This window comes from Betaproteobacteria bacterium (assembly GCA_009693245.1).
In the GTDB taxonomy this organism is placed as follows: domain Bacteria; phylum Pseudomonadota; class Gammaproteobacteria; order Burkholderiales; family SHXO01; genus SHXO01.
Window position 1 is genome coordinate 1 of record SHXO01000076.1, and the last position, 16,143, is coordinate 16,143.

Here is a 16,143-nt window from a genome sequence, read left to right on the forward strand (position 1 = left end):
CGATTCGGCGGAAAGTTACCGCGGGGGTGACTCGGAAGAAGCCATCGGCGAAGCGTTGCAAGGCAAGCGGCAACAGGTCTATCTAACCTCAAAGATTAAGGCGGATGCGCGCGACACGCGCTCCTCGTAAATGATGAAGGCCCTGGAAGGCAGCCTGAAGCGCCTTCGCGCCGATTACGTGGATGTATATTTCAACCATGCAGTTAACGACGTGGCGCGCATGCAGAACCCGGAATGGCGCGAGTTCACCGATGGGATCCAGAATTTCGAACGGACCGCTTTGCTTTTTGCTGGGTGGACTTCGAGGATTTTTCCCTATCTTTCTATTGCGGTACTCAAGCCGCACGGCGCCAGCAGATGACTTTTCACGGCGAGAAGGGATGGGCAAGGTTGGACGCCCCTTTCAATTCCGGAATCTACGACCAGGCGAGCGTGACGATACGCATGAACGACGCCACCCGAACGGAACAAGTGTTCTATCCGCAAGCCAATCACTATGTTCTCATGGTGGAGAGCTTTGCCGACACCATATTGGGTAAAGGCTCCTTTCCCTTTCCGCTGGAAAGTTCGCGCTCCAACCAGCTGGTCATCGACATGTTATTCGCCGCCGCGGCATCCAGCGCGGAGTAGCGATGATCCCGCAAACGGCGATTATTCGGCTACTTCACCAACTTACGCTTACCCTTGGCGAAGTCGCTATCTTCCCACACCACCCATTTCCCCTCTTGCACCACGAACTTTGTGATGAGCGGCACCATGTTCTGGCCGTGATCGTCGAAGGTGATTGGCCCCACGATGGATTGGTGATCCTTTGTCTTGTTCAATTCGTTGCGGACCTTGCGGCGGTCGGGGCCAACCAGCTCCACGGCGTCCATGATGAGATTGGCGGCGGTATAGGCGAAGGGGCCGTACGCTTCGAAGGGGTCGCTGTAGTTCTGCTTGGCGTACTGCTCCAGGAAAAATCTTCCTCCGGGTAGTTTTTCCACGGGCGCGCCTTCTCGGAAAGCCAGGGTGCCTTCGGCGAGTTTATTCAGGCCGTCGATGTAAGCATCGGAAAGGATGCCGGAGGTGCCTTGGAACTGGGCCTTGAGTCCCAGCTTTTCCATCTGGGTGCGAATGCGCACACCTAGAGGCGTGATGCCGCCGAAGTAAATGACCTCGGGCTTTAGCTCCTTGATCCGAGTGAGTTCGGCATTGAAGTCTTGCTGGTCTGCGGTCACACCGAAAGTGCCGAGAATTTTGCCGCCAGCCTTCGCTAGCGCTTCGCTGAAGTACTTATTATGGCCTTTGCCGTAGTCGGTGGTGTCGTGGATGACCGCCCACTTCTTGTATTCTTGGCTCACCATGAACTTCGCGGCGGTGTCGTTCTGGTTGATCATGGTGCCGTTGACCCGGTGCACTTCCTTGTAGTCATTGCCGTAGGTGATATCGGGCAGCACCGCGCCCCAGACGATGACCGGCAATCCGAACTTGTGATACACATCCACGGTTCCCATGGCGACGGTCGAACAGTAGTGCGTCACACCCGCGACAATGCTTTTATCCGCCGCGGCCTTGGTGGCTACTTGCACGCCGGTGTTGGGCTTGCACTCGTCGTCGAGCGATACAAGCTCATACTGATACTTGGATTTGGGATCGGCGTTACGCAGCTTTACCGCGAGGTCCGCCGAGTTTCGGCCTCCCAGCCCGTTGGCGCTGACTCCGCCCGTAAGCGGGCCGATGAAGGCGAGTTTAACGACATCTTTGGAGAACGCCGCGGCTGGTGAAATCCAAAGCGCGAGTGCGAATCCCCATGGGGAAATCTTAGTTCTCATCGGTACTCCTCCTTTTGGTACGGACATATTCCATCCAGAGCGCATTTGAACACGAAGAACGCGAGAGGACACAAAGGGCATCTCCAAACAAAAAAGCGGCCGTAGCCGCTTTCTCAGCCCCTGAGGGATATTATTATTGGTTATTGTTTTTGTTCGGCCGGCACCGCTTCCTTTACTTCCTTCTCAATTTTCTAATGGCGGCGAGCTGGGCGGCGAGGGTGGCAAGTTCCGCTTCCACCGCCGCGATTTCCTGCTTATCTTGTGCCTTCGCCTTCGCTTCTTGCGCGCGTGCGATGGCTTCGTTCGCCTTGGCTTCATCGAGGTCGTGTCCCCGGATAGCTGTATCCGCCAAAACGGTAACGACTTTGGGTTGTACTTCGAGAATACCGCCTGCCACGAAAATCAATTCCTCTTCGCCACCGCCGGCCGGCTTGATTCTCACCGCACCGGGCTTGATGCGGGTAATCAGCGGCGTGTGGCGTGGGTAGATACCCAGTTCGCCAGACTCGCCAGGGAGCACGACGAACTCGGCTTCGCCCGAGTAGATCGCCTGCTCCGCGCTTACAACATCGACATGTAGAGTATTAGCCATTTTTTAGGTGAGGCGTGAAGCGTAAGGCGTGAGGCGAGAAGTACTCATTCCTTCACCCGTCAATGAAGTTTCTTGGCTTTCTCGAAGGCTTCTTCGATGGGGCCCACCATGTAGAACGCCTGCTCCGGAAGGCTGTCGCACTCGCCATTGACGATCATCTTGAATCCGTTGATGGTGTCCTTAAGGCTAACGTACTTTCCTGGCGTGCCGGTGAAGTTCTGCGCCACGGTGAAAGGCTGAGACAAGAAGCGTTGGATCTTGCGAGCACGGGACACCGCGAGCTTGTCCTCGGGAGAGAGCTCATCCATTCCGAGAATCGCGATGATGTCGCGCAATTCCTTATAGCGTTGCAAGACGGCTTGCACCGCGCGCGTCGTGTTGTAGTGCTCTTCCCCGATGACGTTTGGATCGACCTGGCGCGAAGTGGAATCCAGCGGATCCACCGCCGGATAGATGCCGAGCGCGGCGATGTCGCGCGATAGCACCACCGTGGCATCGAGGTGCCCGAAGGTGGTGGCCGGCGAGGGGTCGGTCAGGTCATCCGCCGGTACATAGACAGCCTGGATGGAAGTGATCGACCCTGTCTTGGTGGACGTAATTCTCTCTTGTAGACGCCCCATTTCCTCGGCAAGGGTCGGCTGATAGCCCACCGCCGATGGCATGCGGCCCAGCAGCGCCGAAACCTCGGTGCCCGCGAGTGTGAAGCGATAGATATTGTCGACGAAGAATAGGACGTCACGACCTTCGTCACGAAAACTCTCGGCCATGGTGAGGCCGGAAAGGGCTACACGCAACCGGTTACCCGGCGGTTCGTTCATTTGCCCGAATACCATCGCGACCTTGGACTCCGAAATGTTATCCAGCTTAATCACGCCGGCCTCGGCCATTTCGTGATAGAAGTCGTTGCCCTCGCGTGTACGCTCGCCCACGCCGGCGAACACCGAAAGACCGCTGTGTTTGGTGGCGATATTGTTGATCAACTCCAACATATTGACGGTCTTGCCCACGCCAGCACCGCCGAACAGCCCGATCTTTCCGCCCTTGGCGAAGGGACAGATCAAATCGATCACCTTGATGCCGGTTTCAAGCAGTTCGACCGAGGGCGAGAGCTCGTCGAACTTTGGCGCCATGCGATGAATGGATCGCCGCTCCGTGGTCGGTATCGGGCCTGCTTCATCGATGGGGCGGCCCAGCACGTCCATGATGCGGCCGAGTGTCGCGGTCCCAACGGGTACCGAGATGGGGCCGCCGGTGTTGGTGACCTTCATGCCGCGCCGTAGACCATCGGAGGAGCCTAGCGCGATGGTGCGGACCACGCCGTCGCCCAACTGCTGTTCCACCTCGAAGGTCAAGCCTTTTTCCGCAAGAGGATTGCTGCCGTCTTCGACCAACCGTAAGGCGTCGTACACCCTGGGCATTTGGTCGCGAGGGAACTCGATGTCGGTCACCGCGCCGATGCACTGAACGATGGATCCTTGAGCTTGTGCCATGTCTTTACCTTTACCGGTTCAAATTCGTTATACCGCCGCCGCGCCGCCGACGATCTCGGCCAGCTCCTTGGTGATGGCAGCTTGGCGGGTCTTGTTATAGACCAGGGTGAGTTCATCGATGACGGTGCCGGCATTGTCCGAGGCGGCCTTCATGGCCACCATGCGCGCGGATTGTTCGGAGGCCATGTTCTCGGAGAGCGCTTGATAGATGATGGCCTCGATGTAGCGGGTGAGGGCTTGATCCAGCACCAGCTTCGCGTCGGGTTCGTAGATGTAATCCCAGTTGCCTTCAGGGGCGCCCAGCGTCTCTCCTGAAAGCGGGAGCAATTGCTCCATCACCGGCTCTTGCTTCATGGTGTTGATGAACTTGGTGTAGAAAATCATCAGCCGGTCGAAGCGGTCGTTGGTGTAGCCATCGAGCATGACCTTCACGGCACCGATCAACTTGTCCATCTGCGGCCGGTCGCCCAGGCCGGTGACGTTGGACACGATGTTGGCTCCCAGGCGCTGCATGAAGCCCATGCCCTTGTTGCCGATACAGCTGACTTCCATCTCCTCGCCTTGCGACTCCCACTCTTTGTATTGATTGAGCGCCAGGCGCAGCACGTTGGTGTTCAAGCCACCACACAATCCTTTGTCGGTGGTGATGACGATCATCCCCACGCGCTTGACCGTGTCCCGCGCTACCAAGAAAGGATGGCGGTATTCAGGATTGGCGTGGGAAATGTGGGCGGCCACATTGCGAATTTTCTCGGCGTAGGGGCGCCCGGCGCGCATGCGCTCCTGCGCCTTGCGCATCTTGGAGGCCGCGACCATTTCCATGGCCTTGGTGATCTTGCGCGTGTTTTGCACGCTCTTGATCTTGGTCCGTATCTCTTTTGAGCTTGGCATGGCCGTGTCGAATTAGAACGAGCCGTTCTTCTTCCAGTCCTTGATGGCGTCGTGGAGTTTCTTCTCGTCGTCCGCGGAAAGGTCCTTGGTGGACTCGATGCGGTTGACGAGATCGGCGTACTTGCTCTTGCAGTACTCGCGCAACGAACGATCCGCGGCCAGCGCCTTTTTCACATCGACGTCATCGAAGTAGCCGTTATTCACACCGAATAGCGTCAACGCCATCTCCCATACAGCGAGCGGCTGATACTGGGGCTGCTTCATGAGTTCCGTCACGAGCCGGCCGCGCTCCAATTGTTTGCGAGTGGCTTCGTCGAGATCGGAGGCAAACTGCGCAAAGGCCGCGAGTTCGCGATACTGCGCCAACGCTAGACGCACGCCGCCGCCCAGCTTCTTGATGACTTTCGTCTGCGCGGCACCGCCCACGCGAGACACCGAAACCCCGGCGTTGATGGCGGGACGAATACCCGCGTTGAATAAATCGGTTTCCAAAAAGATCTGCCCGTCGGTGATGGAAATCACGTTCGTGGGCACGAAGGCGGACACGTCGCCAGCCTGGGTTTCGATAACTGGCAAAGCGGTAAGCGATCCTGTCTTACCCTTGACTTCACCCTTGGTAAAGCGCTCCACCCAGGCTTCGTTCACGCGCGCGGCGCGCTCCAACAGGCGGCTATGCAGATAAAAGACATCGCCCGGATAGGCTTCGCGGCCAGGAGGACGGCGCAGCAGCAGCGAGACTTGGCGGTAAGCCCAAGCCTGCTTGGTCAAGTCGTCGTAAATGATCAACGCGTCTTGGCCGCGATCGCGGAAATACTCGCCCATGGTGCACCCGGAGTAGGGCGCGATGTATTGCATGGCGGCGGATTCGGAGGCCGTGGATGCCACCACGATGGTGTAAGTCATGGCGCCATGCTCTTCGAGCTTGCGCACCACGTTCACGACGGTGGATGCCTTCTGGCCGATGGCAACGTAAATGCAGATGAGATCCTTGCCCTTTTGATTGATGATGGTGTCGATGGCCACCGCGGTCTTGCCGGTTTGACGGTCGCCGATGATCAACTCGCGTTGGCCGCGGCCGATGGGTACCATGGAGTCGATGGACTTCAGTCCCGTTTGAACGGGCTGCGAGACAGATTTCCTCCAGATCACGCCAGGCGCGACTTTCTCGATAACGTCGGATGCCTTGGCGTTGACCGGGCCTTTGCCATCGATGGGCTGGCCCAGGGAGTTCACGACCCGCCCGATCAATTCAGGACCAACGGGAACGGAGAGAATCTGCCCGGTACACTTGACGGTGTCGCCCTCGGATATGTGCTCATAGGCCCCCAGAACCACCGAGCCCACGGAGTCGCGCTCCAGGTTGAGCGCCATGCCGAAAGTGTTGCCCGGAAACTCCAGCATCTCGCCCTGCATGACATCGGAGAGCCCGTGAATGCGGCAAATACCGTCGGTGACGGAGACGATGGTCCCTTGAGTGCGAATATCGGCGGAGAGGGCAAGATTTTGGATCTTGCCGCGGATCAGATCGCTGATCTCGGATGGTTTCAACTGTTGCATTATGGTTTCCTCTTAATTCTTGAGAGCCGATGCCATGGCGGCGAGTTTGCCGCGCACCGTACCGTCGATGACTTCGTCTCCAACACGAACGCGAACGCCACCGATGAGTTCCGAATCGACCGATACCACGGGTTGTACCTTGCGTTTGAAGCGGACTTCCAGATCCTTCACCAACGCGGCCAACTGCTCTTCAGACAGGGGGAACGCGGAAGTGATTTGCGCTTCGACTTGGCCTTCGCGCTCGCGCTTAAGGGCGTCGAACAGGCCCTTCACTTCAGGAAGCGCGGTTAGGCGGCGGTTCTCGATCAAGACCCGCACGAGACTTTGTGCCTCGGTATTCAGTGCGTCGCCGCAAGAGGCGGCAAACACTCCGTATACCTGCTCGGCCGAGATGTTCGGATTTCCGATCACGGCTCGCATGCGTGCGTCGCCAGCGACAGCGGCCATGGTATCCAACCGCTGGGACCACTCGTTCAGCTTTCCGTAAGCGTTCGCCAGATCGAAGACCGCCTCTGCGTAGGGACGGGCGATGGTGATGATTTCGGCCACTAGCGAATTTCCTGGCGCAGCTGCGAAAGCAGATCGGCGTGCGCCTGCGCATTCACCTCGCGGCGAAGAATTTTCTCCGCGCCGGTAACGGCCAAGTTGGCGACTTGTTCGCGAAGCTGTTCCTTGGCGCGCGAGATTTGTTGCTCGATCTCGGATTGGGCGGCCGCCTTCTCGCGGTTACCCTCCTCGCGAGCGGTGACTTTCGCTTCCTCGATCATTTGAGCGACTCGCTTTTCCGCCGCGGCAATGATGTCACCGGCCCGGTCGCGCGCTTCCTTAAGCGCTTGGTCGGCTTGCTTGGAGGAGACTTCGAGAGCTTGCCGGCCTTTATCGGCGGCGGCAAGGCCGTCGGCGATGGTCTTCTGGCGTGTTTCGATGGCCCGGGTGAGCGGCGGCCATACGAACTTCGCCGTGAACCAAACGAAGATGAAGAACGCGATCGCCTGGGATATAAGCGTGAGATTGATGTTCATATGCCGAGTCCCGGCCTAAGCCAATTAACCAGCCGCGGCTTGAACGACGGCGAGCAGGGGATTGCCGAAGGCAAACAACATGGCAAGACCAACCCCGATAATGAAGGACGCGTCGATAAGACCGAGTAACAGGAACACCTTGCCTTGTAGCTGCGGCATGAGTTCCGGCTGGCGAGCCGCGCCTTCCAAGAAGCGGCTACACATGATGCCCACGCCGATACAAGCACCGGCGGCGCCCAAACCGATCATCAGCCCAATTCCCACGCCCGTGTAGGCTTGGATCATCGCCAAGTATTGGATCTTGTCCATTTTGTATTCCTTTCTGCTTTTGAGTTAACGTTGACTTAAATGATTAATGGGATTCATGCGCCATCGAGATGTACACGACGGTCAGCATCATGAAAATGAAAGCCTGCAACAACACGATAAGGATGTGGAATATGGCCCACCCAGCTCCCAGTACGGCGCCGAAGACGGTGCCGGCTAAACCGGTGGCCGCCCACATGCCAAGCAACAGGAAGATGATCTCGCCCGCGTAGATGTTCCCGTACAAGCGCAAGGAATGGGAGAGCGGCTTGGAGATGTACTCCACCAAGTTAAATAGAAAATTGAAGGGCCACAACAGGAAGTTGGAACCGAAGGGAGAACAGAAGAGCTCATGTATCCATCCGCCCACCCCTTTGATCTTGAGGTTGTAGTAGATCATCATGAGCCAGATGGAAATCGCCAGCGCGAAGGTGGTGTTAACGTCGGCGGTGGGAACGGCGCGAAAGCCGTGCTCCGAAATATGATGGGTACCCGCCGCCAGCCAATCCACGGGAAGGAAATCCATGGAGTTCATCAGCACCACCCAGACGAAAACGGTGAGGGCCAGGGGCGCCACGAAGGCGCGATTGCCGTGGAAGATGCCCTTGACTTGGTCGTCGATGAAATCGAACACAAGTTCGACAAAAGCTTGGCGCTTGGTGGGAACGCCCGAGGTTGCCCCTTTGGAAATCCACCAGAGGAAACCGAATCCCAGTACTCCCAAAATCACGGCGACCGCGAAGGTGTCGACGTGCAATGTCCAGAACGGAGTATCACCAAATGACTTGGTGAAGTTGGACAGATGATGGTTGATGTAACTCGTGGGGGTCAGCTCTGCTGCCATCTGATAGATCGTTTACGTGTTACTTCCTTGGGGCTCTCGCACCGCGATAGCCATGGAAAATGCCAGAACCGAAACCGCGAACGTCACAAAAAAACCGCCTATAGATACTTCACGAAAGGCCGTCAATACCAGCCACAGCATGAGAAGTATCAGGGCTATTTTTACCGCCTCCGCCCGGAGCATCAGCCGAAGCGCCGAGCTCGCGGGCCCCGCCTTGGCGCGGCTTATGATGATGCCATAGGCCGCTCCCGCCAGGACTGGAATCGCGCCGCCAAGAATAGCGGATGCCGCTCCGAGTACTCCCTGCCACGCTCCAAATCCCGCCGCACAAACCACGGTTACCAGCACTTGCCAACGCAATACCTTTCGCAGAGGCTGGCTAGTGATGAGGCTCAATGTTGGCGGGGGTGGGAGCGAAGGGCCGCGATTCTAGCGGGGCTTGAGGTACGGCGTCAAACGCTTGATGTCATTACGTGAAGCGCGCCAAGATAGTATCGAGTTGGTCAAGGCTGGTGTAGTGGATTACGAGTCTGCCGCTGGTTTTCTTGGGCCCCGCTTTAATGATGATCGTGGTGCCCAGCTTCTCAGAGAGTTCTTCTTGCAACCGGAGGGTGTCGCGGTCTTGCCGGCGATGCGCGCTTCGTTTGGCGGCGCGCCTGGGATCGAGGAGGCCTTCCACCAACCGCTCTGTATCCCGAACGGACAGTCCGCGCTGGACGATCACTTGTGCGCTTTCCACTTGCTGCGCGCCTTCCAACGGCAGCAGTGCGCGCGCATGTCCCATATCGAGCTTGCCCTCCATGAGTAACTCTCGCACGGGTACCGACAAGGAAAGCAAACGCAGCAGATTACTAACCGCGCTTCGCGAGCGGCCCACCGCCTGGGCGGCGGTATCGTGAGTCATTTCAAACTCGTCTATGAGGCGTTGGATGCCGCCCGCCTCCTCGATGGGATTGAGATCTTCGCGCTGGATGTTCTCGATGAGCGCCATGGACAAGGCGCTTTCGTCGGGAATCTCGCGCACCAGGACCGGCACTGAAGCAAGGCCAGCTTCCTGGCTGGCCCGCCAGCGACGTTCCCCAGCGATGATTTCGTATTGGTTGGCAGCCACCGGGCGCACCAATATCGGCTGCAACACGCCCTGTTGGCGGATGGACTTCGCCAACTCGGAAATAGAGGCCGGATCCATCCGTGTTCGCGGCTGAAACCTGCCCGGGCGGAGAAAACTCACGGGGAGTTCCAGCAAGCTGTCGGTCTTGGCAGCGTCATCATCACTGCCAAGAAGGGCATCGAGTCCCCGGCCCAGTCCTTTCGTCTTGATCACGCGGCTGCCCGGTTGAGAACTTCTCCGGCCAGGGTGATGTAGGCCTGGGCGCCCTTGGATTGCCGGTCCATGGACACGGCGGGCATACCAAAGCTGGGCGCTTCCGCCAATCTAATGTTGCGGGGAATGACGGTACGGTACACCTTCTCGCCAAAGTGCTGCTGCAGTTCCTTGGATACTTGGTGCGCGAGGGTATTGCGGGGGTCGTACATGGTGCGAAGCAATCCTTCGATTTCCAGTTTTGGATTGAGATGCTGCCGGATACGGCGGATGGTCTGAACCAGATCCGATAATCCTTCCAAGGCGTAATACTCGCATTGCATCGGAATGAGAACGGACTGCGCGGCGCATAGCCCGTTGACCGTAATGAGATTGAGAGCGGGGGGACAGTCGATGATGATGTAGTCATAGCCCTCCTGCACCTCCAATAGGCTCTCGCGAAGCTTGGTCTCGCGGGCATCCATGCTCACCAGTTCGATTTCAGCGCCGGCCAGTTCGCGGTTGGCGGGGAGAATATCGAAACCTCCGGGGGCGCTGAGACGCGCGCTTGAGACGGACATATTGCCCACGAGGCAATGATAGACGGAGGCTTTGAGCTGGCGCTTGTCGATACCGCTTCCAGTGGTGGCGTTGCCTTGGGGATCGAGATCCACCAACAACACGCGGCGGCTCGCGAGCGCCAGACTTGCCGCTAAATTTACGCTAGTTGTAGTCTTGCCAACGCCGCCCTTTTGATTGGCTACGGCGAGAATCCGTGTCATGCCGGCTCCCGCGGCAAACCCACCTTTATGACCACCAAATGTCTCTCGGCATTCAAACCAGGAACGGCTAGCCGATCAATTTTCTCTGCCCGCGCATAGGAAGGAAGTTGTTCAAGTTCTTCATTTGGATAAGTTCCTTTCATCGCCAGCAGAACTCCATCTGATCGGATGAGGTGGCGCGAAACCTCGGTAAAAGTCTTTAGGTCGGAGAATGCGCGGGACGTGATCACGGAAAATCTCTCCAAGGGTTGGTAGGTTTCTGCCCTGGCCAAGAGCACTTCCGCATTGCTAAGACCTAACTCCGCCACGGCCTGGCGAAGAAAGGTGGTTTTCTTGTGATTGCTATCGAGAAGCACCACATTTACTTCTGGGCGCGCGACGGCCAAGGGAATCCCGGGCAATCCGGGGCCCGTTCCGATATCGAGGAGCGAGTCTCCCACGACATAGGGGGCAATCGCCAAGCTGTCTAGCACATGGTAGGAAACCAATTTCTCGTCTTCTCGAATAGCGGTGAGGTTGTACACCTGATTCCATTTCTTCAGCAACTCCAAGTACCGAAGAAGAAGGGTCTCTTGCTCTGGAGACAAGGCCACTTCAAGCTTGGCAGCGCCTTTATGAAGTTCCGGCGCTGAAATCATCCGCGGTGAATAGAAAGCTTTGCCGGCGTTGGGCGATCCGCTGAGTTCCCCGGCCTGAGGGAACCGCGCTTCAAATGCACCAAGAGGAGTGAAATGGCCGCAGGCGTCATCCCTGAAATTCGGCTGGCTTGGCCAACGGTCTCGGGTTGCTGTTTAGTAAGCTTCTGTTGGATCTCCGTGGATAAGCCACGCACTTGAGAATAATCCAGGCCGCTGGGTAATTTAAGGTGCTCATTGGCCAACTGGCGCCCGACTTCGTCCTCTTGTCGAGTTATATACCCTTGATATTTAATACCAATTTCCACTTGCTCCGCAGCTATTCGATCGTCAAGACCGGGCCCTGCCGCTGCTATCCGCATGAGGCTTGAATAACTGACTTCCGGGCGTCGCAGAAGCTCTTCCAAAGAGTATTCTCTTTCCAACCTTTGACCGAAGGTTGCCTGCGCTTGCGCTTCTCCTATCAGTTTAGGGGATAACCAAGTGCACTTGAGTCTTTGTCTTTCCAGTTCAATTCTTTCTCTTTTGGTCTGAAAGGCCTGCCACCTAGCCTCGTCCACGATACCCAAGGTATGCCCGATTTCGGTCAAACGTAGATCGGCATTGTCCTCCCGCAACATCAGACGATACTCCGCCCGAGAGGTGAACATCCTGTAAGGCTCGGAGACACCCCTCGTCACCAAATCATCCACGAGAACACCGATGTAGGCTTGGTTGCGTGCCGGTGTCCATGCTTCCTGCCCGCGAGCGGCCAAGCCCGCATTCAATCCAGCCAATAATCCCTGGGCGGCAGCTTCTTCGTAACCCGTCGTGCCATTGATTTGACCCGCGAAAAAGAGTCCTGAAATAGCCTTGGTCTCCAGGGAGGCTTTGAGGGCGCGAGGGTCGAAGTAGTCATACTCGATGGCATAGCCTGGCCGCAGGATGTGAGCATTCTCCAAGCCATTGATCGAACGGACCAAGTCGTATTGCACATCGAAAGGAAGGCTCGTTGAGATTCCGTTCGGGTAGAACTCATTGGTGTTTAGGCCTTCTGGCTCCAGAAAGATCTGATGGCTATCCTTTGAGGCAAAGCGCACGACCTTATCCTCGATCGAGGGACAATAGCGCGGCCCGACCCCTTCGATGACGCCCGTGAACATCGGGGACCGGTCCAATCCACCTCGGATGATCTCGTGAGTACGCGCGTTGGTATGGGTAATCCAACAGGGGACTTGTGCCGGATGTTGTTCGGAGCGGCCAAGAAAGGAGAATACGGGCGTGGGCAGATCGCCCGGTTGTTCGGTCATGACGGAAAAGTCGATGGTGCGACCATCGATCCTCGGCGGCGTTCCAGTCTTCAACCGCCCTACCGGCAGATTCAATTCACGAAGTTTGGTGGCCAATGTCGCGGCAGGCGGATCTCCCGCGCGTCCGCCTTGGTAGTTCTTAAGACCAACATGAATCAGTCCCGCCAGGAAAGTGCCTGTCGTGAGAACGACGCATCGGCTTGTGAATGTCAGCCCCACTTGTGTGACGACACCGGCAACCCTATCGCCCTCCAGCATCAAGTCGTCCACGGCCTGCTGAAACAACCAAAGGTTGGGTTGATTTTCCAAGCGCTTGCGAACGGCTTGTCGGTAAAGAACTCGGTCCGCCTGAGCGCGAGTGGCTCGCACTGCGGGGCCTTTTGTGGCATTCAACGTGCGAACTTGAATCCCCGCCTCATCCGCGGCCTCAGCCATAGCGCCGCCCAAGGCGTCGATCTCTTTGACAAGGTGGCCCTTACCGATACCGCCAATAGAAGGATTACAAGACATTTGGCCCAGCGTCTCGATGCTGTGGGTTAGCAATAGCGTCTTGCAACCCATGCGCGCAGAAGCAAGCGCGGCCTCCGTTCCTGCATGGCCTCCGCCTACGACGATGACGTCAAAGCGTCCTGGGAATTCCATTTTGAATACCCTTAACAACCAATAGGTGAAAAATATGTTTCACGTGAAACAAGATCTACTTACCGATACAGTACCGGCTGAAGATCGCACCGAGGAGATCATCGGAGGTGTATGCACCCGTGATCTTCGACAGACTAGCCTGCGCCAATCTCAGCTCTTCCGCGAACAACTCTCGCGTATCGTAGCGTTCGCTAGCGGTTTTTAAACGTTCCTTTGCTGCAAGTAGGGCGCTAAGGTGGCGCTCCCGAGCGAGAAAGGTCCCCTCCTCGGAAGGTGTCCATCCCACACTCTTCGCCAGCGCGTCTCTCAATAGATCCAGGCCCTCACCCGTTTTGGCGGAAAGATAGACGGTGACTCCAGCCTCGGATTCTATAGTACGAGCACTTTCTCCATAAAGGTCGATCTTGTTCACAACATTGAGGACCGCCGCATCACAACGTATGGCGGCCGGTTCGCCGGGAGTGCCACCATCCGTGACGTGCAGCACAACATCTGCGAGAGCAATGGCCCGCCGGGTTCGCTCCATGCCCATTTGCTCTAGCGGGTCGTTACTTATGTGCAAGCCTGCCGTGTCCAGGATTTCGAAGGGCAAGCCTGCCACCACTATTTGTTCTTTCAGAACATCGCGGGTGGTACCAGGTATGTCCGATACCATGGCCACATCATCCTCTGCCAGCCTATTTAGTAAGCTAGATTTTCCTACGTTCGGTCGTCCGGCCAATACCAGCTTTGCACCATCCCTGAGACGGCTGCCGCGCCGGGCGGAGGCCATTAAGCGCTCAAGGATTTTAGCCGCCTCCTCTAACCCCGCCGCCATGCGTGAGGTTGGCACCATCTCCAAACCCTCCTCTGGAAAATCCATGCTGGCCTCCACGAGGACGCGGAGTGCGACCAAGCAATCTAGCAGCTCCCCCACTTGCTTGGAAAATTCCCCCTGAAGAGAACGAACCGCACACCGAGCCGCAAGTTCCGATTGCGCGTCAATAAGGTCAGCAACGGCTTCCGCTTGCGCTAAATCCATACGCCCGCTCAGGAAGGCCCGTTTAGTAAACTCTCCCGGCTCGGCGACCCTGGCCCCTAGTTCAACACAACGCCGAAGAATAAGCTGCTGGACTACCGGGCCGCCATGTCCGTGAAGCTCCAGCATACCCTCGCCGGTGTAAGAATGGGGACCAGGAAAATAGATCGCCAAGCCTTGGTCGATCGCCACGCCCTGGACATCCAGAAAATTGCACAGGGTAGCGTGTCTGGGCCGCAGAGATCTAAGCAACAAAGCCTGAACAAGCTGCTCAATATCCGGCCCGGAAAGCCTGACTACTCCTATTGCGCCGCGCCCACTTGCGGTCGCGGGCGCGACGATCAGGTCAGGCTTTGCCATGAGCGGCGTTACCCCGCTCGAGCGCCCTGGTGATATGCCATTGTTGGGCAATGGATAAAATATTGTTCACCAACCAATATAAGACTAGGCCAGCAGGAAAGAAGAAAAAGAACACGCTGAAAGCCACCGGCATGATCTTCATCAGGCGCGCCTGCATGGGATCTGGCGGGGTCGGATTCAGCCATGTCTGGATAAACATGGTAATACCCATCAGAATTGGCAATACATAGTACGGATCCAAGGCAGATAAATCTTTTATCCAAAATATAAATGGGGCCTGTCTAAGCTCCACGCTCAACAGCAACACCCAATAGAGCGAAATAAACACCGGGATCTGGACAACTATGGGAAGACAACCCCCGAGCGGATTAACCTTCTCGGTTTTGTACATCTCCATCATCGCCTGGTGCATTTTCTGCCGGTCTTCCCCGTAACGCTCCTTAAGGCGCTGAAGTTTCGGCGCCAGCACCTTCATTTTCCCCATGGACCGGTAGCTAGCGGCCGACAGCGGATAAAAAATCAATTTAATCAATATTGTGAGAACAATGATCGCTACCCCCCAGTTACCCGTGAAGTCATGGATTTCATTCAATACCCAAAACAACGGGACTGCCAGCAAGCGCAACCAACCGTAGTCCACGGTGAACTCGAGGCCAGGAGCGAGATTCTTCAAGGTGTCCTGCTCTTGCGGTCCGACGTAAAGAGGAACCTTGACGGTTAAAGCCGGCCCGCTTTGCGTCAGGGGAACAATGGCGCCAAACGCATATAGCCCATGGTCAAGCGCCCTCGCGTAGTACTCCCTAGACGTGCCTTTTTCTGGAAGCCACGCCCCAAGAAAATAATGCTGGACAAAGGCAATCCATCCTTCCGTCGCATACTTTGGCACCACCACCTTCGAGTCCTTAACATCTTCATAGGTGAGCTTGATTAGCTTGGTGGCCTCCGTGAACACCTCGCCTCCGGTATAGGTAGGCATCATTTTGGAATCACCGGGTGCAGGCCGATCATCTCGGACCAGCTGAAAGTAGGCATGTCGCGGAGGCACAGCCCCAGCACCCATGTTGGCCTGGAACTCTACGCCAATCAAATAGCTCCCCCGGCTAAATCTATAGGTCTTCGTACTTATTGTCCCCGTAGGCAAGGTTGCCGTAAGCACAACTTCCAGTTCAGCAGATCCTTCCTTGAGATCGTATTGGGTATTTGATGCCGAATAAACCGTTGTGTGGTTCGCATGGCCCTCTCCGAGAAATCCTGACTGGGCCACATACACCCCCGCAGGCCCATCGTGCATTAGTACGAAGTTTTTCGATTTATCAATGGGATCTCTATGCTTCAGCAGCTCTACCCTGCGCAGGTCACCCCCCACCGTATCGATCTCTGCGACCAATAAGTCCGTATGGACGACCACTCGCTGGCCTTTCTGTGCAACGACAGCAGTAGGCGCTGAGCCAACTGGCGTGGCCGCCGGTGAGGCTGTCGGTGTGGAAGGTACCGGAGTGAATTGTTCCACAGCTTTCTGCTGAGGCATTCCCGCGGTGATCTGAGCCGGTGATTTGTTCTGCTTTACCCAAGCCTCGAAGATAAGGAACACCGAGACG

General features: G+C 56.8%; 19 protein-coding genes. 3 read left to right on the plus strand and 16 right to left on the minus strand.

The window, feature by feature from the left end:
- From EXR36_12190 to EXR36_12200, 3 genes are all read left to right on the plus strand, one after another.
- On the plus strand, positions 1-130 hold a 130-nt coding region (locus EXR36_12190; protein ID MSQ60368.1), incomplete at its 5' end, for an aldo/keto reductase.
- Positions 131-361 (plus strand): hypothetical protein, encoded by a 231-nt coding sequence (locus EXR36_12195; protein MSQ60369.1) that lies wholly within the window; start codon positions 131-133, stop codon positions 359-361.
- The gene (locus EXR36_12200; GenBank protein MSQ60370.1) at positions 358-630 is read left to right on the plus strand and encodes a hypothetical protein; all 273 of its coding nucleotides are present in this window, start codon (positions 358-360) and stop codon (positions 628-630) included. Before EXR36_12195 ends, EXR36_12200 begins: the two co-directional genes overlap by 4 nt.
- Positions 631-659: 29 nt before the next feature.
- Here EXR36_12200 and EXR36_12205 read toward each other — a convergent pair whose 3' ends face one another.
- The 16 genes from EXR36_12205 to yidC all read right to left on the minus strand — a co-directional run.
- The gene (locus tag EXR36_12205) at positions 660-1,814 is read right to left on the minus strand and encodes a branched-chain amino acid ABC transporter substrate-binding protein (protein ID MSQ60371.1); all 1,155 of its coding nucleotides are present in this window, start codon (positions 1,812-1,814) and stop codon (positions 660-662) included.
- A gap of 172 nt (positions 1,815-1,986) precedes the next feature.
- A complete protein-coding gene (locus tag EXR36_12210; GenBank protein ID MSQ60372.1) occupies positions 1,987-2,406 on the minus strand; it encodes a F0F1 ATP synthase subunit epsilon in 420 nt (139 codons plus the stop codon).
- A gap of 59 nt (positions 2,407-2,465) precedes the next feature.
- Positions 2,466-3,896, minus strand: coding sequence for a F0F1 ATP synthase subunit beta (gene atpD / locus EXR36_12215; GenBank protein MSQ60373.1), 1,431 nt, complete (start codon positions 3,894-3,896; stop codon positions 2,466-2,468).
- Positions 3,897-3,923: 27 nt separating this feature from the next.
- A complete protein-coding gene (gene atpG, locus EXR36_12220; GenBank protein ID MSQ60374.1) occupies positions 3,924-4,787 on the minus strand; it encodes a F0F1 ATP synthase subunit gamma in 864 nt (287 codons plus the stop codon).
- Between the two features lie 12 nt (positions 4,788-4,799).
- A complete protein-coding gene (locus tag EXR36_12225) occupies positions 4,800-6,344 on the minus strand; it encodes a F0F1 ATP synthase subunit alpha (GenBank protein MSQ60375.1) in 1,545 nt (514 codons plus the stop codon).
- Between the two features lie 12 nt (positions 6,345-6,356).
- Positions 6,357-6,893 (minus strand): F0F1 ATP synthase subunit delta, encoded by a 537-nt coding sequence (locus EXR36_12230; protein ID MSQ60376.1) that lies wholly within the window; start codon positions 6,891-6,893, stop codon positions 6,357-6,359.
- Positions 6,893-7,366 carry a F0F1 ATP synthase subunit B gene (locus EXR36_12235; GenBank protein ID MSQ60377.1) on the minus strand — a complete coding sequence of 158 codons (474 nt, stop codon included), beginning with the start codon at positions 7,364-7,366 and terminating at the stop codon, positions 6,893-6,895. The genes EXR36_12230 and EXR36_12235 overlap by 1 nt, the downstream gene beginning before the upstream one ends.
- Positions 7,367-7,390: 24 nt before the next feature.
- Positions 7,391-7,675, minus strand: coding sequence for a F0F1 ATP synthase subunit C (gene atpE, locus EXR36_12240; GenBank protein MSQ60378.1), 285 nt, complete (start codon positions 7,673-7,675; stop codon positions 7,391-7,393).
- A gap of 43 nt (positions 7,676-7,718) precedes the next feature.
- Positions 7,719-8,516, minus strand: a complete 798-nt coding sequence (gene atpB / locus EXR36_12245) for a F0F1 ATP synthase subunit A (protein ID MSQ60379.1) — start codon at positions 8,514-8,516, stop codon at positions 7,719-7,721.
- Between the two features lie 12 nt (positions 8,517-8,528).
- Entirely contained in the window at positions 8,529-8,912 is a 384-nt protein-coding gene (locus tag EXR36_12250) for an ATP synthase subunit I (protein MSQ60380.1), read from the minus strand.
- Positions 8,913-8,985: 73 nt separating this feature from the next.
- Positions 8,986-9,840, minus strand: a complete 855-nt coding sequence (locus EXR36_12255; GenBank protein MSQ60381.1) for a ParB/RepB/Spo0J family partition protein — start codon at positions 9,838-9,840, stop codon at positions 8,986-8,988.
- Positions 9,837-10,601, minus strand: a complete 765-nt coding sequence (locus EXR36_12260) for a ParA family protein (GenBank protein ID MSQ60382.1) — start codon at positions 10,599-10,601, stop codon at positions 9,837-9,839. Before EXR36_12260 ends, EXR36_12255 begins: the two co-directional genes overlap by 4 nt.
- The gene (gene rsmG / locus EXR36_12265) at positions 10,598-11,239 is read right to left on the minus strand and encodes a 16S rRNA (guanine(527)-N(7))-methyltransferase RsmG (GenBank protein MSQ60383.1); all 642 of its coding nucleotides are present in this window, start codon (positions 11,237-11,239) and stop codon (positions 10,598-10,600) included. The genes EXR36_12260 and rsmG overlap by 4 nt, the downstream gene beginning before the upstream one ends.
- Positions 11,236-13,167 carry a tRNA uridine-5-carboxymethylaminomethyl(34) synthesis enzyme MnmG gene (gene mnmG / locus EXR36_12270; GenBank protein ID MSQ60384.1) on the minus strand — a complete coding sequence of 644 codons (1,932 nt, stop codon included), beginning with the start codon at positions 13,165-13,167 and terminating at the stop codon, positions 11,236-11,238. The genes rsmG and mnmG overlap by 4 nt, the downstream gene beginning before the upstream one ends.
- 55 nt (positions 13,168-13,222) lie before the next feature.
- The gene (gene mnmE / locus EXR36_12275) at positions 13,223-14,545 is read right to left on the minus strand and encodes a tRNA uridine-5-carboxymethylaminomethyl(34) synthesis GTPase MnmE (GenBank protein ID MSQ60385.1); all 1,323 of its coding nucleotides are present in this window, start codon (positions 14,543-14,545) and stop codon (positions 13,223-13,225) included.
- Positions 14,532-16,143, minus strand: a 1,612-nt coding sequence (gene yidC / locus EXR36_12280; protein MSQ60386.1) for a membrane protein insertase YidC, incomplete at its 5' end; no start/stop codon positions are given. The genes mnmE and yidC, both read right to left, overlap by 14 nt.